Origin of the sequence: Rhodanobacter sp. FW104-R8 (assembly GCF_001617365.1) — a bacterium.
Classification (GTDB): Bacteria; Pseudomonadota; Gammaproteobacteria; order Xanthomonadales; family Rhodanobacteraceae; genus Rhodanobacter.
Window position 1 is genome coordinate 42,529 of the sequence record NZ_LVJR01000025.1, and the last position, 19,248, is coordinate 61,776.

Here is a 19,248-nt window from a genome sequence, read left to right on the forward strand (position 1 = left end):
ATCCGTTCCATCACGCATCCGACCGAGACCGTCATGCTCACCCTGGATTTTCCCGGCAGCCGCACCCTGATCGACGCGATCGACGCCGCCGTGGCCAAGCCCACCACCCACGAGCTCACCGACAGCCTGCGCCACAGCCTGTGCAGGCTGATCCGCGACAACGCCGTCACCCTGCCCGACTGCGTGTTCGAGGCCAACCCCGACCACTACGCCCGCCGCGAGCTGTACCGCAGCGAGGAGCACGGCTACTGCGTGGTGGCGATGACCTGGGGGCCGGGCCAGGGCACGCCGATCCACGACCACGACGGCATGTGGTGCGTCGAGGGCGTGTGGAACGGTGCGCTGGAGATCGTGCAGTACGAGCTGGTCGAGCACGATGCGCAGCGCTACTGCTTCCAGCCGGTCGGCTCGATCCAGGCCGGCGCCGGCTCGGCCGGCAGCCTGATCCCGCCGCACGAATACCACAGCATCTGCAACCCCAGCGACAGCGCGGTCACCGTCAGCCTGCACATCTATTCCGGCCCGATGACCCGCTGCTCGGTGTTCCGGCCGCTGCCGGAATACCGCTGGTACGGCCGCGACGTGCGCCAGCTGGGTCTCGACCGCGTGCACTGAACCCGGCATAATTCCCCGCTCGCACATGCCGGTGTGGCGGAATGGTAGACGCGGCGGACTCAAAATCCGCTTGTGGTGACACAGTGGAGGTTCGAGTCCTCTCACCGGTACCAAGGGTTTCAAGCGATGGTGCGCCGCGCAAGTTGCACCGCGTTTTACCTCGTGATACGCAATTTCTGCCGATTCTTCACAACACCGGTGGCGATCCTGTAGAAAACTTCATCGCCAAACTGGTTGATCGACAGGTTCACCGCAGCGCAAACGATGCGAACATTGTCGCGGGTGTAGCCTTCCGCTGGCTTGCGCCTGTCGACGCTAGGAACCCAAGGCCGGATGCGTTGACCCAGATAGACAGAAGCCGAGAATCTGATCCCGGAGACGGCGCACCGACCATCTTGCTCCGCGAGCATTTCTTCAACATCCGTTAGTGTGAGCGTGAATGGCAAGCCACGGCGGCGCGCCCTTTTTGCCGTCTGCGAAAACAAGCCCTTCGCAAATCCGCTCGGCATCGCCGCATTGGTGACTGGCTCGGAATTCAGCTCCTTGTACCGAGCAAGCGCCAAACCAAGATCGGTTCCCAGTGGGATTTCTTTACGGTCTCGGCCGCAGTAGTAATAGATCAGCTTTGCCCCTTCGCGCCTTCTTCTGCCGCGCATTCGTGGAGGCAAATCCGTGCTTACCGTTTTTCTTCTTCCCATGGTTTGATGATATCAGAAGCGACGATTAATAGCGGAGCAATCCTGCCGGTGCACCGCAATCCCGCGAGTTGCCCCGGCCATCGGCCCGCGCCTGATCGCACGTCGCCACGGTGGCTGACTATCGCCGGATGAGGCCTGACGGCCGGGGCATTATCCATTATCCCGACGTCGGGAAAATGGTTCTGTCGGCGGGCGACTTGCAAGTTATTCAGCCGGATTCGCAAACGATGTCGGCGGATGCCTACGGCTTCGGTGCGGGTTTCGCCTTCTTCGGTGCCGGCCAGCAGCCCAGCTTGACGCCGGTCTCGTCGTGGTCGCGGATCGCCTTGGCAGTCGGATCGGTCAGCACATCTGCGCGGCTGACGAAAATCGGCTTCCACGGCGTGCAGAAGTCCGTCTTGACGACGACGCGGTCAGCGCACCCAGCCATCATCGCGAAGCTTGCCAGCAGCAGAGGCAGGGTCAGCGTCTGCCACTTTCTGCGGCGGAGCGTCGGGCAGCCTAGCGGTTTCGACTTCGACTTCATGGCGCACCTCGTTGGCCTTGACCTGCTCTGTGGCCGCCGTGGCGGCCTCCTGCGCGGCTCGCGTCTTGACCTGCTCCGCTGCCTTGCCCTTGGCGCGTCCGTACAGCACAGCGGCGCCCAGTGCGGCCAGCAGCGCACCCGCAGCGATCAGGTAGCCCTTGAGTTTCAGCCAGAGGGTCATACCGCCACCCCCAGCGCCTTCCGTGCCGAATCCCATCGCGCGAGGCGGTCGGCGAGGCCGTTGGTGCCGCCGTTGATGATCCGGGTGATCCGCACGAAATCCTTCTTGTCCGCCAGCGCATTCAGCCCGTGCGACGTCCACCACCAAGCCGCAGACAGGGCGGCCATGTCGGGTTCTTCGAGGATTTCCGGATGGCCGATCAAGTCCAGGTGCAACGCCTTGCCGGCAGCGGCATAGTTCGCCCGCCCGGTGATCTGGATCAGGCCGCGGCCACGGTACCTCGATCCGTCGCCTGGCTGCGTATTGCCGAGGTCCGCGCGCCCCTCGTAACGCACCTGTGCCGGCGTTGGCCCCCACAACTCACGGGTATTGCGCAGGCCGCCACTCTCGTGGCCGATCTGCGCGAGGAAGGCCGATCGCCTTGCTGGCGTGTCGATGCCGAACTCGTGCATAGCATCCACCAACGGAGCCAACCACAGCAGTGCGCGGTTGAGCGTGGCCCCGGTGGCATCCGCCAGCTGCTGCACGTTCACGGCGCGGCACTCTGGCCGGCGTCATCGGGCGGCTTCGGCAGTAGCGACGCCTGTTGCCGGATGCGCAACAGGAAGCCCAGCACCGCCAGCGGCGGCTCGATCATCGCCACCACGGACGCCGGCAGCATTGCGCGCAGCTCTGGCGAGGCCAGCCACACGGACGGCAAGAGTGCCAGCGCCGCGAACACGTAGGTGCTGTGCCAGCGCCACCACTGGCGCGCATCGCTCACAAGATTCATCGCGTCCACCCCTTCACTTTCGCGTTATTGAGTTGTTCCCACCGCGCATCATCGGCATTTTGCCGGCGGATTAACTCGTTCTGATTGCTTTCGAGTTTCGTCACGCGATTATTCAGGCTAGGAATATCGCCCAGCGTCATCTGCAGGGATTCCACCTGCACCTGCAGCTTGATAATCGCCGAGCTTTGATTATTGATGGATGACGCGAGCCACAAGACACCGGCGAGGATCAGCCCCTGCATAATCATTCGCACGGATGCGCTCCAGTCTTTGTCGTGGTGGTCATGCAGCGGTGGTAGGTGACGCTCGTAATCGGTCATGGCGTCACCGGCCAGTCGATCGCCGCTGGGAACCCCGCCTGCGCTGGCACATCGCGCAGCGCCTGGCGATAGGTTGCCCATGCGGTCTTCTGCGTAGCCATCAGCGGCGAGTCGGGCATCTGCGTCCAGTCGCAGGCGGCAATAAGCCCGTCGCGCTTGGCGCGGGCATCAGCGGCGCGCGTATCAGGCGCTGGCTGCGGCGTGTTGCCAGCAGCCAGCCACGCCTCGTAGTCATCCCACCAGCGATGCCCACGCGGGATACTCGTGCCGTCAGCGAGGCGGATGACCAGATCGGGGTTTTGGGTAAGTTGGTACATGATCAAAGCTCTGCGTCGGCAAAGATGGAAAATCCCCGGTACACATAACCGTACCCTTGAACAAGGTTAGACGGCGGTGTGATATCGGCAGTGAATCCATTCACTGTAGGCGTGGCGGCAGTGAATGCAATAGCTGTTGCTATCCCAACAGCAACCCCGTTTCCGATTATCGTGCCAAAAGCCTTATTCGTTATTGTCGGGGCTGATCTCTTCGTCATGGCGAAGTTGTATCCAGCCATCATGTCCGTGGCTGAAAACGCGAAACCTAAAATCTGCGGGCCGTTCACAGCTTCGCCGTAACGCTGGCACAAACTCAGTTCAATCTGCGACGGCCGCCACTCAAACTCCGTCGCCACGCTGCCCAGTTCGATCTGCACGCGCTTGTAGGTGACCGCCGCGCCTGCCGGCGTCAGCGTCAGCGTCACGTTGCCGGTGCTGCCGGCAGGCACTGCGACGGCCACACCGACGCGGCCGCTGCCTGCGACGATGGTGCCGATCACCCCCTCCACGTTCACCGTCAGGTTGCCGCCGGTCAGCGCGTCGACGCTCACCGTGATCGTTTTGCCGGCCAGGTCAGGCGCTTCGATCACCTGCACCAGCGGGCCGCTAGTATGCGTCAGCACGCCCGCGCTCAGCGAGATATTGCAGCCGCCGGTACCCGCTTTCCAGCGATCGAACCCGTAGACGCCTGCCGCTAACGCCCCGCCCGCGAACACGCGCTGGTTGATCGCGAAGTCGCCGTTGATGAGGTAGTTCTTAAAACCACGATTCCAGTTGTCCGCGCCGGCCTGAAGGTCTGCTGCGGGGAGACTCGCGAGGTTCGGCATGTCAGTTTGTCACCGTGATGAAGTCACCGGCCTGCGTGACGATGGGCGTGCCGGCGATGGTGGTCAGAAATGATGCATGGACGGCATCGGAGGTGGCCTTGTTCGCGCTGATCTGCGCCTGCAGTTTGCCCAGCGCGCCGAGCACCGTATCGGTCGCGGCAATGACGGCGTTCGTGGCGGTGGACAGACCAGCCAGTACCGTCGCCAGCACGCGTGCGGCGGTGAAGTAGAGGTTTGCGCCTTCGGCCAGGTCGGTGGTGGTCGCTGCGCTGGTGCCGGACAGTCGCCCCCATGCATCGCGCACAAAGCGCTGCAGCGTGCCGCCGCCGGCGTCGGTCACCATGGCCAGGTCGATCGTCGGCAGCCCCGCCGAGGCGTCGCCGTTGGCGACCGTGATGCGGCCCGCGGTGCCGGTGATGGTCGCCGCCCGCGATCCGGTCTTGCGGCCCTTGGCGTCGAAGGTGGTCGCCAGCAGGGCGCCGGCACCCGAGTCCGTCAAGGCGGTCAGGTCGGCCGTGATGGACGTGCCGCCGACGTAGGCCAGGGTGACGTTGGTCGAGTTGGCCAGGATGCCGCCCACCGCGTCCTGCGCGCGCCGGCTGGTGAACCACAGGTTCCACTGGCCTTCTTCCAGATCATCGGTGGTGGTGATCGTGCCGGTGCCGGCGGTCGCTGTGCTGCCGAACAGCGCGGCCAGCTGCGCGAGCGTGCCTACCGTGCCATCGGGTAGCAGAAGGTTCACGCCGATCTGCGCGCCAACAGTCGCCGCAGGGTCGATCAGTACCGACTGCGTCGGGCTGGTGCGGTGGACGGGGACGCGGACTCGGGCCATGCCGGAAGCGTGACCAAGTGCGGCAAGGGGTCAACGGCAGGGCAAAAGAAAGGGCGACCGAAGCCGCCAGTGAAACCATCCCGTCCAGCAACGCTGACTCGTGGCCGAGGATTTACGGCCGCTGCCCCTGGCTTTGCGCTCCATGCACCTGGCCTTCCAGCATGAGAAGGTCGCCGAGCGCGCCAGGCTTCTTCTTCTGCGCCTGCTTCAGCAACGCCCGCTCGATCGAGTCAGCGGTTGCCTGCGAATCCAGCGCTGTCGATCCGATGCGCTGTGCGATCTTCGCGTTCACGCCCTGCGCTGCTTCCGGCAGCAGTCCGCCGAGCATGGCGCCGGCAATGCCAGCCCCCGGTACCGGGATCATGTGACCGAGCGTGCCGCCCAGGCCGATGCCGATGGACCGCGACAGCGCACCGGGTTTGCCGGCGAGCGGGTCACCGAACAGCCCGCGGCCAATCGCGGAACCTTGGCCAGCTTGCAGATCGGCCGCGGTGCCGGGCCCGGATGCGGCGAGCTTGTTGTCGGAGATCATGCGCCGCTCGAGGCTGGCGCGCACGGCGTCGAGCTGCTTGCGTGCGGCATCCGACATCGGGTAACGCGCCTTGTCGTCGCCCCTCAGAACTTGCCGAAGACGAGTAATTGCAAGCTGTGGATCGCCAGCAGCGTTAAGGCTATGAGGGCTGTTTGGATCAAGAAGCTTCCGTACCGACTCCATGGTATTGATCGGTTCGGAGTTGCGCGCGTACGTCGCCAGGTAATCAGAATACCCCGGTGCGTGGGCGTCGATAAGCGCCGTAAGCTTGGCTTTGACGGGATCAAGGGCCGCGATTTCCTGACCGGAGGCGAGTGCGCCATTGGGCTTGACGATGTAGTCCTTGATGTTCTGCCGCACCGAGTCAAGAACATCGACGGGAACCTTCCCACGGGTATTCTGTGACTCCTTGATCGTGTTGGCAATGGCATCCAGTGCCGGCCGGATCGTGGCTCGCGCTCCCTGACCCGTGTTCCGCAGCAGCGCGAGCTGGTTGATGATGGGCGTCGGGTCGATCATGTTGCGGTCGATGCTGCCGAACGCGCTCGCAAATGCCTTCTGTGCCCTTGGCGAGCTGACGCTTTGCTCCAGCTCCTGCAGCATCGGGTAGGCGTCATCTTCTTGCAGCGTGCCGCCCTTCACCTTGGCGACGATGCCGCGGGCCTCCTGCAACGCCCGGTAGTCATCGCCGCGGGTCATCGGCTTATTCAGCGCGTCGTCGATCTGTTTGCCGGCATCGTTCCAGCGGATCTCCGGCGTGGCCGGCGTCAAGTGCTGGTCGATGAATGGCTGCGCCGCCTGCTTGCGCGCCAGCTTGGCCGCCTCCAGGTCGGCATCCGTCCCGGCCAGCTTGGTCACGACGTCCATCCGCGCCGCGTTGTTGGCGTTGTCGCCGCGCACGAAGTCGGCCGCCGTCGCCGGGTTGTTCCGCAACACGCGCTCCTGCGCCACCGCTTCGGGCGACGGGTTGGCCTGCGCCGCGGTCAGGCGCTCCCCGGGAACATCCGGCACAGCCGCGCGAAGGTTCGCCACGGCCTGCGGGTCGTTGCCGAAGCGGGCCAGGATCTGCCGGTCGGCGATGGCCTGCGGGTCGCGGACATGCTCCAGCACGTCACTGACGCCGCTGCGGATGGCGCCGGCACCTTTGCCGATGCCGTGCAGAACAGGGCCGGTCGCGGCGCCCGTGCCGACCTGCAGCGCCTTCTGGGCCGCGAAGCTGCCGTCACCGAGCGCCGGCTGTGCCGCGCCGATCGCGCCGCCTTCCACGGCCAGCTGGCCGAGCTTCTGCAGGGTCGTCTCGGCCTTCGGGATCACGCCAGCGGCACGCAGCGAGCCGATACCGGCGGCGAACGGCGCAACCTCGCCCACGATGGCACCTGCCACGCTACCGGGGTTGGTCGGGATGCCGCTCTGATACGTCTCTTCCCGGTCGCGTGCGAAGCGATCTGCAGCATCCGCTGCGCCGCCGCCGATCCCGTGCGCCACAAGCTGCCCCAGGCCCACGGGGATGTTCTGCGCGTGATGCATGGCCGCCACCGGTGCGCCGATGGCGTTGTCTGCCGTCGTGTCGACCACTTTCCGCAGCGTCGAATCTTCCGGCAGGCTGGCGTCCGTTTTCATCCGCGCCAGGTTGGCGAGCGCTGCAACCAGGCCGAGCGGCGAGCTGCCGAGCGAGTCGTTGATCGCAATGGTGCGGTTGGCGCCCTGCTCCGCCCGCTGCTGGTCACCGGCGTGCACCACCTGCGTCGGCAGCTGCTCGACCGGTGCGGCCGGCGCCTGTCCGGTCAGATCGGACAGCTTCATGCGCGCCGGCGAGCTCGCCGTCTGCTGCGGAGCCGCGGTCAATTCGGAAAGCTTCATTGCACCGGCTCCACGTCGGGGTCATTCGGGTCGCCACCGGTCACGCGGTAGGGCTTGCCGTTGTGCATGATGATCTGGCCGATCTGGAAGCCACCTTGCGCCGGCGCAGGCGTCTGCGGTGCTGGAGCGGCCTGCAACGCGTCGCCGATGTTGCCGAAGTCATCCTGCGCCAGACCCGACCGCTGCATGGTCTTGTCGAACGCGCCACGCGCTTCCGGGCTGACGAGCGGCCGGAGATCCTTCGTCGTGCCCATGCCAGACGTGTACTGGTCCTGCAGCGCCGCCACCTTGCCGCCGATCAGCTTGGTGAGCGTGCCGATGGCCGCGTTGAGCTGTTCCGGCGACTGCGCGCCATCCAGGTTCTTCAGGTTCTCTTCGATATCCATCTGCGAGCCACCCGAGGCGCGCCACACTTTGGCGACCTCGTCGGCTACGGCCTTTTTCGCCGTGTTGAACTTGGCGATGTCCGGGTCACCGAACGTGGCGGCGACGGCGTTCTTGAGCTTGTTGTACGGCTGAAAGCCTGTGTTGTTGAGGTCACCCGCGTAATCCGACAGCGTGCCCAGATGCTCGGCCACGGTGTTCAGTGAGTTGACGGTGCGCGACTCCGGTCCGGAGGTGAACGCCTTGCGCGTGCCGGCGCGCGCGTTGTAGTTCACCGCGTCGAACGTCGGGTCGTACTGCGCCACGTCCTGCAGCATGCCCTGCCAGTACGCTGACTTGAGCGCGGTGCCGGTCGGGAAGGCCATGCGGCCCTCGGCCAGCGCCTTGACCTGCGCCGCCTTGGTCGGGTCGATGGCTTGCAGGTACGCATCCCCGTGCGGACCGTTCGGGTTGGCCGCTGGCACCGGCAGGCCGCCATCGCCGCCGGCGCGCGGGTTGAAGCCGCCCACCGACGTCTGTTTGTCGAACAGTCGCGCATGCGCCAGATCGGACTGTGCGCCGGCATAGTGCTGCGCCGCCGAGGCTCGCTTATCACCCACCATCGCATCGCCCAGCGCGGTCATCTGGATCGGTTGATCCGGCGCGGCGTAGGGGTTGAATACCTGGCCCTGATCCACCTTCGTGGCTTCCAGCGGCTTGCCCTGCGCCAGCGCCAGCTGCCGGTTCGCCATCGCAATGTCACCCAGGCGCGTGGCGTCTGCCGCATCCGCCAGCGCCTTGCCAGCGGTCGGCGCCTGCAAGACGCCAAGCTTGCCAAGGTCGACCACATCGTTGCTGCGCAGGATGCTGCCGAGCAACCCCGCCTGATCCGGCGCATAGCCCGCTGTCGTCAGCGCGCCGGGGTTTATCCCTTGCCGAGCGTCCAGACGATCCTCGCCGATCATCGCATCCGCACGATTCTTGCGTGCTGACGCCATGCGGTCAGCTACCTGCGCGCCGAGCGCCTGGCCCTGATAGTAGGCTTTGCCGTCGTCGGGCTGCCCGAAGATGAGCTGGCCGAGTTGCGAGCCGAGATTTTGTGCGCCGGTAGGCATGGTGAATCCCTCAGTAGCTCGGCATGTTGTAGGTGAGTCCGCCACCGGCTGACAGCGTGTTGCCGTATGCGTTGCCTGCGCCAGATGCCGCCGATGTGCCGCCTGACGCCACGCCACCCGCCGCGGCCGACATGAGGCCGGAAGCAAGGTCGATCTTCGCGTTGCGCCGGATCCGCCCCAGCTTCAGCTGATCGAGGAAGTTCTGGCCCTGCGACTCGCGCCCGATCAGGCCGATGTCCGTGGCGAGGTTGCCGTAGTCGAAGCCCTCCTGCTGCCGCTGGATGCCCGGCGCGTCCATGCGTGCCATCAAGCCGGCGGTCTTGTCGGCGTAGCTGCTGGCGTCGTTGGCGGCAGTGGCGGCGTCGGTCTTGAACGTGTCGCTGCCGATGTTTGGCGTCAGGCCGTTTTCGACGGTCGACCGGTTGCGACGCAACACGTTCATGTAGTCGTCGAGGCGAGACTGCTTGGCCGATGCCGCATTGCTGTCGGCCAGCCTGGCAACGGCGTCGTTGACCTTGGCGTCCGCTTCCTTCTGGATGCGCGACTGGTTGCGAATGCCGAGCGCAGCCTGATTGTCCTGGCGCTCTGCGGTCTTCGTGGTGTTGTAGTACTGGCCGCCAGCAGCTGCGGCAGCAAGGGCAAGGCCGATGGCGGTAGAGGTTGCGATAGCCATGTCAGAGCACCTTCGTGTAGGCGTGTTCGCTGGGCGTGTAGCCCATGCGGGAATAGATCGCCTCCGCGCCTTCGCACTGGCCTGCAAGGCACATCATGCGGATCATGTCGGCGCCCTTGGCGCGGCACGCGGGCTCGATGGCAGCCAGCAGTTCGGCACCAATGCCGGAGCGCTGGTGTTCTGGCTCGACCCACCAGACCAGCTCCGTGGCCATCGCCTTGGCGATGTTGAAGGTGAAGGGCTCGATGAACAGGCCGACCATGCCCACCACGGCGCCCTCGGCCTCCGCAATCAGCATGACGCCCTGCTCCATCATCACGATCGCCAGCCCCGCGGCCGACTCTTCCGCCATCGGCGCAATGCTGGCGTAGCGGGTCTGCGCGTAGAAGCGCCCCGCCATCTCCACGATGCGCGGAATGTCGTCGTGCGTCGCCTGCCTGATCATCCGCCGTACCCTCCGCTGGCGCCGCCGTAGAGCGCGACACGCTTGCCGCCCGGCGTCCCGTCGAGATAGCCCTGGCGGAACTTCTGCTGATCCTTCACGTTCTGCAGGAAGCTATTCGTTTGCCCGAACGAATCGGCGAGGCTGCCAAGCTGCGCTTCCGACCTGCCAGCCTCCAGATTCGAGCGCATCGCCGCCGATGCCTGCTGTGCGGCTGTCGTGGCATCCAGCCCGCTGGTCGCCAGCGAAATCAGCCGGGACCGCGCATCCTGATCAGCGGCGGACAGGCTGGCGCCGGCGCCCTGCGCCTTCTGCTCGACCTGCAGCAAGCCGCGGCCGTAGTCTTGCCCCAGCTGCTGCTGCTGATCGACCTGCGTGCTGCCGCCGGTCAGGCCGGACCGCGCCAGCGCGAACTTGAGGCCGCGGTCGGCGTTGCCTTTCTGGCGGTCCAGATCCTGCTGGTAGTAGCTGCGCGTCGCGTTGACGAAGTCGTTGATGTCCGCCTGGCGCTTCGGGTCGTTGAAGACCTGATTGACGCGCGACTGCGTGCCGCGAATAGCGGCCTGCCGCTGCGCCTCGGCCGCATTGGCTTCCTTCGCTGCTTTGTTGCCGCCACTGCTCATGCCTTGATCCTCGCAAATGCCACCGCGTCCTGGCCGTCGGCGAAATACCCGCGCAACACGCCTTCGCGCTGCATCAACAGGCTGCGCTCGTACCACGCGTGCGCCTGCGTGCGGCTGGCCAGCGCGAACGTCTCGATGCGGTGCGCGCCGTTGGACAGCAGGTCATCCATCAGGCCGCGGCACACCTTCGTCATCGCGCGCCAGTGATTCGCCCAGCCCTGCGGTGTTCCCGCCAGCCAGCCCTCGTACACGCCGGCGCGGACGGGGCAGAAACCGCCGACCAGCACCGGCAGCCCATCGCGACCCACCATCACGAACTGGCTCCCCGGCGAGGCGACCAGCGATCGCGCCGCCACGTCCGGCACGTATTCCGGCAGCCCGGTCAGCGCCAGATACTGCGCGATCTCGTCCGGCCGCATGTGGGCGGCGATGTAGGCAAAGTCCTGCACGATCGGCATGCCAAGGCGGATCTCGGGGAGCTGGTTTCCGTCGGCCATCACGGTTGCCCTCGCATGGCGTCGAGGTGAAGCGTCACCGCATTGACCGTCCATGCCTTGCCGCCGGCAAAGTCCAGCTTGATGCTGAAGGTCGGCGCTGCCACGGGGATCGGGATCGGGTCGCCCGGCAAGGTGTCCGGGTCGATCAGGTAGGGCGTGGTGAACGCACTGGCGTCGCGCTGGTCGTAGCCGATGGACAAGCTCGGGCCTTGGCCGGTGCCGACGTAGTCGAGGCTTTCGAGCATCTTCGTCACCCCCGGCTGCCCGTTGTCCAGCCACGCCCACTGCACCAACCCGGCGAAGTTGGTCGGCACGCCGGCCACGTTATCGGTCGCCACATCCTCACTGACCACCGACACCTCGTCGCCGTGGCGGATATACAGATTGTTGCCACGCTGCGCGAAGGCATCAACGGACCACGGGAACAGGTAGCGCGACCACTTGCCTTTGCCGCCGTTGAGGGTGTGGACGTAGACATCCGCCGTGCTCTGGTCGATGGTCACCGCTGGCGTGGTGCCGCTACCAACAGGCCCACTCGGCGGCGTGAACGCCTGCGTGTAGCGCGCCCAGCCTTTGGTGATGCGTATTTCATCGAGCCAGCCGGGCATTTGCCATGCCGTGTATGAGCTCTGACTTGTGCCAAGGGACACGGGGAACGTCGACGCCAGCGTCAGCAATTGCGCACTGGAAACCGTGGCCGCCGCTTGTCCGCCCCACCACAGAGTGATGGTCGATCCCGCCCTGACCAGTGCGAAGTGGATGAACCGATCCGTGGGAATGGTGCGATCCACCGTCGTATACGTGACAGTCATGCCGGCTGGCACGTTTTGCAGAGATACCGAGCGGGGAACCGTATTCGACTGCGTAGCCCACAGTTGAATGCCGAAATCCAGGAACATCGTGTTCCCACCGCTGTTGTCGTCTCCCGGATCGCGTCGCACGAGACCTTCGACACAGAAGTCCGTCGTGCTGTCGATCGCGCCAGAAGTCCCCAGCGCCGAGTACATGCGCGCCTGGCCGTAGTAGAAGCCTTGTTCGGGCGACTGCGTGGTGCCGGCGCGCGACATACGGAACGAGCCGGGACCAGACGCATAGGTCGATCCATCCCACTGAGGCCAGGTGAGCTTGGGGGCATACCCAATCTGTTCGGTCCACGGGCTGACCGTCCACGCCCGACCAGTCGCATCGGTCGTCATGTCGGTGTCGAAATGCAGCAGAGCGATCACAACCCCTGGATTGACGGTGAGGCTCTGTTCTAGATCAACATATCGACCCGCACCATCGGTAGCACGTACCGTCCAGGTGTACGTTCCGGCAGTGGTATACGCGCCCGAGTACGTGCCGGTAGCCAGCAGAGTGATGCCGGAAGGAAGCCCTCCCGATACAACGGCCACCGAATAGCCGCGAACCGCCCCGCTTACCCGGTAGCTTCCGTTTGCCTGGTCGCCAATCGCGCCATCTTTCGGCCCCCCCGTAAGCTGTAGCGTGAGGTGCTGAAATGAAATCCAATACTGTCCTGCGCTCGGATAGTAGGTTGAGCAAGGCATGATCCCGTCGTTCAGTAGCGACACGGACGCCCGCACCAGCACATCCACCGGCATGCCGATATCACCTGCCGCCAGGTTGTCCGTGCCCACCGCGATACCCACGCTGCGCACGCCGAGCTGGCTCAGGTAGAACAGGTCATTGCCCACCGGCTGCGCAGCGTGCTGCCACGTCGAGCCGATGCTTTCCAACTGGTCGAGCAGGCTCATTGCTGCCGGATCGGGGTCGACCTGCCAGTTCTGGAAGCTGGACGCGTTGAAGGCGGTCAGGTTGGAGCGGTACGGCGCCAGCACCGCCATGTCGTTGCTGTTGGCCTGCTGCAGCCCGGTCGGCAGGTAGCCGGCGTCCTGCGCGCTCGACCAGTCCAGCGGGTTCACGGTCGCGCTGAATCGCACGATGTCCTTGTCCGCGGCGAACACCTTGCTCGCCATGATCGCCACGACCTTGCTGTGCGGGCAGTTCGGGTCGGTGATCTGGCTGCTGACGGCAATCCAGTCCATGTTGCCGTCATGCACGATCGCGCCAACAACCGTTGGCCAGACAGGCTCGGTTGCGCCCGTCTGCATGATCGGCGACGCCTTCCAGACCACGCGCGAGGCGATCACGCCCTGCCAGGTCACCGCGTTGTCGGTGACCGAGATGCCGGCAGTCGTCGGCCAGGTCGGCTCGGCCGATCCACTCTTTCCCGGCGCTGCCTGCGTCGCCTTGAAGATCAGGCCCGGCGGCGGCGCTTGATAGGCGTAGTCCCAGCTGACCTGGTCGAACTCCAGCGTGCCGCCGTGCGTGCCGTTGTTGCCGTTGAGGCGGATGAAGGCTTTCGCGGCGCCGGCGGGCGCGGTGCCAGTGGCGGTCGTCGGCTTCCAGTAACCGCCCTGACCGTAGATCAGAGTGCCGAGCGTGGCGGCGCCCGGAATCTCCACATTGCTGGCGTCCAGCCAGACGATGATGATTTGCGCGCCCTGGTCATTCGTGCCGTTGTTGGTCAGCTTCGCCATCGCTTGCGCGGTGATGCGCTGCCCCACCCTCACCGGGACGATGTTCGTGTTGTTGAGCGAGTCGATGCCGGTACCGGACAGCACGACGCATTTCGTGCCGGCGTATGGCGTCGTGCTGGTGTTCGCCCATCGGCTCGCGCCCTGCGACCAGCCGGTCAGGTTGCCGGTTTCGAAGTCGCCGTTGGTCGGTTGTGGCTGCGCAACCGTCGTGGTGCTGGACGGCTTGACGAGCGCCCCGGGCACATAGGTTTTGCCGGGCTGCCAGATATCGGTCATACGTTGTACCGCAGCTTCGGGTTGCTGTAACGATTGCCGCCGGGCGCGCCGGGCGTGGATGGCGGCGGCGCGGGTGCGGGCGTGCTGTCGACATCCTCCGAGACTTGCGCGCCGTTGAGCTTCGGCCAATCCGGCTCGGTGGCGCCAGACGATGGGCTGGCGCCATCCACCTCGACCACCGTGTATTTCCACCCGTTGTAGACGGTCGGCTGCACCACGTCGCCGACAGCGCGCGGCACGTTCGGCGCCCACGCGGCAGGGTTGGATTTCAGCACCGTATGGTAGCGCAGCCCGTTGCGCACGGTCGGCAGGACGGTATCGCCCACCTTGTACATGGTGGACGCCGTCCAGGTGCCCCCGGACTGCAGCCAGTAGTGGAAAACATCGCCGTTGGCGAATTCGGCCGCCACGTAGATGAAGCCCATGAACGGCGCGGCGAAATGGATCTTGGCGATGGTTTGCGTGTCATCCGTGGGGTGCGTCAGCACTTCGCAGGTGTAGCCCGCCGGCATCGTTTTCGGCGAATTGGAGAACACCACCATGCCGCCATTGAAGGCGCACAGTCCCTTCGTTCCAGCCGGCAGCACCGCGTCCCGCACTGTGCCTGGCCGCGACTGGATCGAGCCGTCGATGGTCACGTAACCGTTCACCAGGTCGTACAGGCTCGACGGGTCGGCGCCGCCCTTCGTGCGCAGCCGGTTGATGCCGGTCTTCAGCGCATTGAGGTTGATGTCGGTCATGCGAAAGGCACCGTCGGCGTGGGCCGCGAATACACGTAGTCCTGCCGGCGGTCATGGCCGGGCAGATAGCGCCGTGTCTGGTGGCTGCCGGCGACCAGGTTGCCCATCAGGGTTTCCAGTTCCTGCACGTAGTTGCCGGCATCCGGCCGGCCGTAGTGCGCCTTGGCGTTGGAGAGCGCCAGCAGAAACACCAGCCGGTCGTCTATCGTGGTCTTGTCGGTGTCGGCGGCGAACGCTTCCAGCCCGAAATGACCCTTGATCACCATGCTGCCTTTGGTGGCGCTCGGCGCCGGCCAGACCTCGATGCATTGGCGGATTTCGTAGCGCAGCGGCCAGCCGTTGCCGTTGCCGTTGCCGTTGACCGAGTACATCTCGGGTTCGATGCCGCAAATCAGCGGGCACCAGAGGCCATCGCGAACCACACCAACCCATGTCACCTTGCGCGGGTCGAGCGTCTTGGGGCAGATCGCGGTGGTATTCGCTGTCGGCAGTGCGCCGGACGTGGCGGCTGCTCCGGTGTCTGTGTAGGTCGTCACCAGCCCCACGCTGGCAAGCAGCAGCTCGCCGCCAGCCGTGCGGCCATAGATGTCGTAACCCGTGACAGGAGAGGCCCCTGTGGGCGCTACAACGGCATTCCAGTTCACAGTAACCGTGCTGGTCGTGCCAGTCGTGGCGATGGTCGCCGCCGCAGAAGCCAGCGTGGTTCCATTGGCGTTCTTCGCAGCCACCCGGTAGGAGTACGTTCCAGCCGCCAGTGTTCCGCCTGCGGTGGCCGTGGTGAACGCTGCCAGCGTCGGCGTCGGCAGCACTGCCGCCTCGTCATTATTGGCCGGGGCGTACATGCGCACGCCGGCCTGCAGCGCCCACGAATAGAACCGCTCGGTGCGCAACACCTCGTAGCGCCGGTACAGCAGCTCCTGCGCCTCGATCAGGAAGCTGTTCAGCAGCGCGGCCATACCGGGCGGCGGGTTGTTGACCTGCGCGGCGAAGCCGAGGCGGATCATCATGTCGTCGCGCAGCTGCTTCAGCGTCTTGTTGTTGGTGGTGTCGTTGCAGTCGCAGTTGTAGATGGTTTCAGCCATGCCTATGCCTCATACAAAGACGGCCCGACCTTTCAGCCGGGCCGTTGTCGGCAACCACACGATGCCGCCGGTTACTTCGCCGCCGGCTTGTCCTTCGCCGCCGGTGCAGGCGCATGCGTGCGCACACCCGACTGCGGTGGCGCCTCGCGCACGCCGCGCCCCAACTCGAAGCCGAAATCCTCCAAGCCCTTCGGGCCGATGCGGTAGGCGATGCCCACCGGGTCGGACGCATTGACGCGCCGGTACTTGTTCTGCAGTCGCGCGAACTCGGCGTCGGCGCTGTTCGACAGTTCAACTTCCTGGTTGGTGATGTCGCCTTCGCGCACGTTCGACGGGCCATGCACCGCGCGCAGCACGTCGATCTCGTGTTTCGGCACGGCCACGGTCAGCACGTCGCGACCGCGTTCGATATGCACCTCGACCAGCTTGCAGATAATGGAATCGTCCACAGGTATCTCCGGTAGCCACAGGGAATGGCGCCCCGAAGGGCGCCGGGAAGGTCACGCCTCCAGGTACGCCGAGCAGGTTCCCGCGGTGCCCACGGCGGAGACGTTCAGGCGCATCAGCGCGTAGATCGTGACCTCATCCTTCTTGACCAGGCCGGTGATCGCGGTGACGGTGACCAGATCGACCCAGGTCGTGCCGCCATCGCTGGATCCCTGCACCTTGACGGTCGGCGTGCCCGTGGCGCCGGCCAGATGCACGGTGACGATGCCGTTGAAGTTGGGCGCGAACGGGGTGGCATTCATGGCGACGGCGGTCTGCGCGACGGCGGAGGTCAGCGAGATGGCCTCGCCGAGAACTTTGAGCTTGCTCATGGGACTTTGCCTCTTCTGCAAAAAGGGAGACGCCCGGCGGGTGAGGCCGGGCGGTGGATCAGGCGATGGTCAGCACCGCGAGCGCGTTGCGCTTGTTGGTGGTCAGGCCGTACTTCGACGTGAGGCCGAAGTAGGTGACGTAGCGGTCCGGCAAGCCTTCCGGCTTGCGGTTGCGCATCCACTCCCCCTTCAGCGGGCGCAGCTTCAGCGCCTTGCTGTTGAGGAAGTAGCAGGTCTTGGTCTGCGTGGTGGTGCTCATCAGCGCGTCCAGCGCCTCGAACGTCGGATCCCACTTGAGCGGGATGCCGTGGAAGTTCACCGCCTCCACGCTCGCATCCAGCGCCGCGCCGCCCTTGCCCTGCACCGCCAGATGACGCTGCACCGCCGACACGGACTGCGCCACGTAGTTCTCGTAGAACGCCTGACCGCAGACGATGAAGTCCGGCAGCATGCCACCGTAACGCATGCAATCCTTCCAGGTGAGCTCCATCTGGGCGATGACGTTCGCCGCCACGATCGCCGTGTTCGTGTTGTTGCGCCAGTACGTATTGGTGGCCGCGTCGATGCCGCCAACGACGCCGGTGGCCGGCGCCAGCTTGATTAGGTTGGCCAGGCCCGGGATCGCCTTCGCCGACTGCGAGCCGTCGCGCAGGTATTCGAATGCCAGCGCTTCCTGCGTGCCGGCCTTCAGCCCGCGGAAGGACTGGCCGAGCAGGTTGACCAGCGACTCCTTCTCGGCGGCGGTCGGCACCGACGCGCTGTCGTCGGACAGGTGGATGCCAGCGGCGATCAGGCGGTCCTCGTCGAACCAGAAGCCGTCGTGCAGGTTGGCGTAGCCGAAGTCCGTCCACTTGGCCGGGTTGCGCTCGTTGTAGGTGACCTGGTCGGCGCCGAAGTAGTTCTGCGCGTTGGAGCCGTTGTTGACGAAGATCGGCTCCTTGAACGAGCCGTTGCCGAACGTCGACAGCTCCTTGTTCTTGATCAGCCAGTCCAGCGTGACGTGCTGGATGTTGATCTGGTCGATCGGCTCTTTCTTCTGGAACGTGGCCAGCGAGTAGGTCGAGCCGGTCGCAATCTGTGCGGCGGTAAAGGGCATGGTCGTAACCTCGAAGTGATGGGGTGTGATCCATCCACGTCGAGGGAGGCGAATCCTCAGTACAGCCCTACCGGGCGCGACTCCGGCGTACAGCGTGCGTGGTGCGCTTTGTCGTGCGCGGTTGTGACTCTGCACGGTTTGCGCAAGGCGTCAACGGCACCGAAAAAACACCCCGCCGAAGCGGGGTACGGGATCAGCGCAGGGAGAACCTCTTTCACCGCAACGCGGAAGCTACGCCTCCCGCTGCCGGTGTTTGAGGCCACCGCCGGCTGGGCCCCTCAAATGATCGCTGCGACGGGACGCCTGCCGTTGGCACTTACCCCGCATATCCACCTAGGAGCGCGCAGCAAAGGGAAGTGGTCAGCCGCCGTTGGCCGCGGCAATGCCTTGCTCCATCGCTTCGAACGGGTCGTCGGTGACCGGAACCACCGCGGGACGGACGGCGCCGCCGCGCACCGGTCCGGGCGTGACGCGCGCTGGCGCTGGAGCAGGTGCCGGCGCCGCCGCGACCGCCATGGCCGGGATGCCGGCGTAGATCTTGCGCGCCGTCTCGACCCATTTCGCCGGCGGCGTGGTTTCCTGCATCGCGCGCAACGCGGCGACCAGCACGGGCGCCTTCTGCGCGTACTGCGGATCAGCGGAAAGCTCCGCGCCCAGGGCGTTCAGTCCCTCGACGCCGCGTTGCTGCTCGGCCTGCGCGTCGTGGCGCTGGTTCTCGATCTGGCGCCGGCCGCTGTCGAGCGCCTGGGCCTGCCGGAGCGCGGCAAGTTCCAGCGCCGCCGGTCGGCTGATCTCGCCCATGTTGATCTGCTGCTGCAGGTCCGGGTGATCGGCCAGTGGATCGTGCAGGCCGGGCACTTCCTTACCGAGCAGCTTGGCCAGGGCGGCCATTTCGCCGCTGACGATCGCATACGCCTGTTCGGCGGCGGCGCGATCGCCACCGTTCGCCGCGTTGACCACTTTCAGGTAATCCAGCGTCATTCCGTACTGCTGGGGCGTGGCGCCGGTGTCCTGCACCATGCCGATCAGCTCCTTGTAATCGGTCGCGTGCTGCACCAGCTCGGGCAGCTGCGCCACGTCCTTGATGCCGGCTTTCTCCAGCGCCTCCTTGATCGGCGCCATCGCCTTGATCTCGCCGGCCATCTCGCGGAAGCGCTCGGACGACTTGCCCTCCTTGAGCCCCAGCGCTTTGATCTCGGCCTCGGTGGTTTCATCCGGCGCGGGCTTGGCCTCGGCAGCCTTCGCAGCCGCAGCGGCATCGGCATCAGCAGCCACCGCCTCAGCGGTTCCGGGGACGGGCGCGGCAGCAGGATCGGCGACCGGGTCCTTGGCGGCTTCGGTAACCGGCGCCGCAGCTTCGGCAGGCTCGGCGGCCGTGCTCAGCCCCTCATCCATCGCGGCGAGCGCCGCCTCTTCGGCAGACGGCTCGGGCGCGGCAGGCGCGGCGGTCGTGGTATCGGTAGCCGGCGCGGCCGGCTGGCCTTCGATCAGTTCGTGGTCCAT

General features: G+C 65.7%; 23 protein-coding genes and 1 tRNA gene. 2 read left to right on the top strand and 22 right to left on the bottom strand.

All coding sequences use genetic code 11. The annotated features are described in order from the left end of the window. Nucleotides 1-33: 33 nt before the first annotated feature. Entirely contained in the window at nt 34-615 is a 582-nt protein-coding gene (locus RHOFW104R8_RS07245; protein WP_068091170.1) for a cysteine dioxygenase family protein, read from the top strand. A gap of 27 nt (nt 616-642) precedes the next feature. Next, nucleotides 643-728 (top strand) — tRNA-Leu (locus tag RHOFW104R8_RS07250). A gap of 42 nt (nt 729-770) precedes the next feature. Here the strand turns inward: RHOFW104R8_RS07250 and RHOFW104R8_RS17310 are convergent. From RHOFW104R8_RS17310 to RHOFW104R8_RS07360, 22 genes are all read right to left on the bottom strand, one after another. Then, entirely contained in the window at nt 771-1,271 is a 501-nt protein-coding gene (locus tag RHOFW104R8_RS17310; RefSeq protein ID WP_153021646.1) for a hypothetical protein, read from the bottom strand. Nucleotides 1,272-1,554: 283 nt separating this feature from the next. Further along, a complete protein-coding gene (locus RHOFW104R8_RS07260) occupies nt 1,555-1,743 on the bottom strand; it encodes a hypothetical protein (protein WP_068091175.1) in 189 nt (62 codons plus the stop codon). Then, a complete protein-coding gene (locus RHOFW104R8_RS07265) occupies nt 1,727-2,020 on the bottom strand; it encodes a hypothetical protein (protein ID WP_068091179.1) in 294 nt (97 codons plus the stop codon). The genes RHOFW104R8_RS07260 and RHOFW104R8_RS07265 overlap by 17 nt, the downstream gene beginning before the upstream one ends. Next, nucleotides 2,017-2,553, bottom strand: coding sequence for a glycoside hydrolase family 19 protein (locus RHOFW104R8_RS07270; protein ID WP_068091181.1), 537 nt, complete (start codon nt 2,551-2,553; stop codon nt 2,017-2,019). Before RHOFW104R8_RS07270 ends, RHOFW104R8_RS07265 begins: the two co-directional genes overlap by 4 nt. Then, on the bottom strand, nt 2,550-2,792 hold the full coding sequence (locus RHOFW104R8_RS17575) for a hypothetical protein (protein WP_161487758.1): 243 nt from the start codon (nt 2,790-2,792) through the stop codon (nt 2,550-2,552). The genes RHOFW104R8_RS07270 and RHOFW104R8_RS17575 overlap by 4 nt, the downstream gene beginning before the upstream one ends. Continuing rightward, nucleotides 2,789-3,112 carry a hypothetical protein gene (locus RHOFW104R8_RS07280; RefSeq protein WP_153021648.1) on the bottom strand — a complete coding sequence of 108 codons (324 nt, stop codon included), beginning with the start codon at nt 3,110-3,112 and terminating at the stop codon, nt 2,789-2,791. Before RHOFW104R8_RS07280 ends, RHOFW104R8_RS17575 begins: the two co-directional genes overlap by 4 nt. After that, a complete protein-coding gene (locus tag RHOFW104R8_RS07285) occupies nt 3,109-3,429 on the bottom strand; it encodes a tail fiber assembly protein (protein WP_068091188.1) in 321 nt (106 codons plus the stop codon). Before RHOFW104R8_RS07285 ends, RHOFW104R8_RS07280 begins: the two co-directional genes overlap by 4 nt. A gap of 2 nt (nt 3,430-3,431) precedes the next feature. Further along, entirely contained in the window at nt 3,432-4,256 is an 825-nt protein-coding gene (locus tag RHOFW104R8_RS07290) for a hypothetical protein (RefSeq protein WP_068091190.1), read from the bottom strand. A gap of 1 nt (nt 4,257) precedes the next feature. Then, nucleotides 4,258-5,088, bottom strand: a complete 831-nt coding sequence (locus RHOFW104R8_RS07295; protein ID WP_068091191.1) for a hypothetical protein — start codon at nt 5,086-5,088, stop codon at nt 4,258-4,260. 112 nt (nt 5,089-5,200) lie between these two features. Next, the gene (locus RHOFW104R8_RS07300; protein ID WP_068091200.1) at nt 5,201-7,480 is read right to left on the bottom strand and encodes a hypothetical protein; all 2,280 of its coding nucleotides are present in this window, start codon (nt 7,478-7,480) and stop codon (nt 5,201-5,203) included. After that, the gene (locus RHOFW104R8_RS07305; RefSeq protein WP_153021649.1) at nt 7,477-9,075 is read right to left on the bottom strand and encodes a hypothetical protein; all 1,599 of its coding nucleotides are present in this window, start codon (nt 9,073-9,075) and stop codon (nt 7,477-7,479) included. Before RHOFW104R8_RS07305 ends, RHOFW104R8_RS07300 begins: the two co-directional genes overlap by 4 nt. Continuing rightward, nucleotides 8,969-9,631, bottom strand: coding sequence for a hypothetical protein (locus tag RHOFW104R8_RS07310; RefSeq protein WP_068091207.1), 663 nt, complete (start codon nt 9,629-9,631; stop codon nt 8,969-8,971). Before RHOFW104R8_RS07310 ends, RHOFW104R8_RS07305 begins: the two co-directional genes overlap by 107 nt. Before the next feature lies 1 nt (nt 9,632). Further along, nucleotides 9,633-10,076 (bottom strand): GNAT family N-acetyltransferase, encoded by a 444-nt coding sequence (locus tag RHOFW104R8_RS07315; RefSeq protein WP_068091209.1) that lies wholly within the window; start codon nt 10,074-10,076, stop codon nt 9,633-9,635. Beyond that, nucleotides 10,073-10,696 (bottom strand): hypothetical protein, encoded by a 624-nt coding sequence (locus RHOFW104R8_RS07320; RefSeq protein WP_068091212.1) that lies wholly within the window; start codon nt 10,694-10,696, stop codon nt 10,073-10,075. The genes RHOFW104R8_RS07315 and RHOFW104R8_RS07320 overlap by 4 nt, the downstream gene beginning before the upstream one ends. Continuing rightward, entirely contained in the window at nt 10,693-11,193 is a 501-nt protein-coding gene (locus RHOFW104R8_RS07325) for a hypothetical protein (RefSeq protein WP_235604341.1), read from the bottom strand. Before RHOFW104R8_RS07325 ends, RHOFW104R8_RS07320 begins: the two co-directional genes overlap by 4 nt. Beyond that, on the bottom strand, nt 11,193-14,009 hold the full coding sequence (locus tag RHOFW104R8_RS07330; protein WP_068091215.1) for a putative Ig domain-containing protein: 2,817 nt from the start codon (nt 14,007-14,009) through the stop codon (nt 11,193-11,195). Before RHOFW104R8_RS07330 ends, RHOFW104R8_RS07325 begins: the two co-directional genes overlap by 1 nt. Next, nucleotides 14,006-14,749 (bottom strand): hypothetical protein, encoded by a 744-nt coding sequence (locus RHOFW104R8_RS07335; RefSeq protein ID WP_068091218.1) that lies wholly within the window; start codon nt 14,747-14,749, stop codon nt 14,006-14,008. Before RHOFW104R8_RS07335 ends, RHOFW104R8_RS07330 begins: the two co-directional genes overlap by 4 nt. Beyond that, complete coding sequence (locus tag RHOFW104R8_RS07340; RefSeq protein ID WP_068091220.1) at nt 14,746-15,831, bottom strand: hypothetical protein; 1,086 nt, start codon at nt 15,829-15,831, stop codon at nt 14,746-14,748. Before RHOFW104R8_RS07340 ends, RHOFW104R8_RS07335 begins: the two co-directional genes overlap by 4 nt. 71 nt (nt 15,832-15,902) lie before the next feature. Next, nucleotides 15,903-16,280 carry a hypothetical protein gene (locus RHOFW104R8_RS07345; RefSeq protein WP_068091225.1) on the bottom strand — a complete coding sequence of 126 codons (378 nt, stop codon included), beginning with the start codon at nt 16,278-16,280 and terminating at the stop codon, nt 15,903-15,905. A gap of 51 nt (nt 16,281-16,331) precedes the next feature. Further along, nucleotides 16,332-16,649, bottom strand: coding sequence for a hypothetical protein (locus RHOFW104R8_RS07350; RefSeq protein WP_068091228.1), 318 nt, complete (start codon nt 16,647-16,649; stop codon nt 16,332-16,334). A gap of 58 nt (nt 16,650-16,707) precedes the next feature. Then, nucleotides 16,708-17,745: a phage major capsid protein gene (locus RHOFW104R8_RS07355; RefSeq protein WP_068091230.1), complete on the bottom strand. Its 1,038-nt coding sequence runs from the start codon at nt 17,743-17,745 to the stop codon at nt 16,708-16,710. A 360-nt stretch (nt 17,746-18,105) separates the two neighbouring features. Next, nucleotides 18,106-19,248 carry a hypothetical protein gene (locus RHOFW104R8_RS07360; protein WP_068091234.1) on the bottom strand — a complete coding sequence of 381 codons (1,143 nt, stop codon included), beginning with the start codon at nt 19,246-19,248 and terminating at the stop codon, nt 18,106-18,108.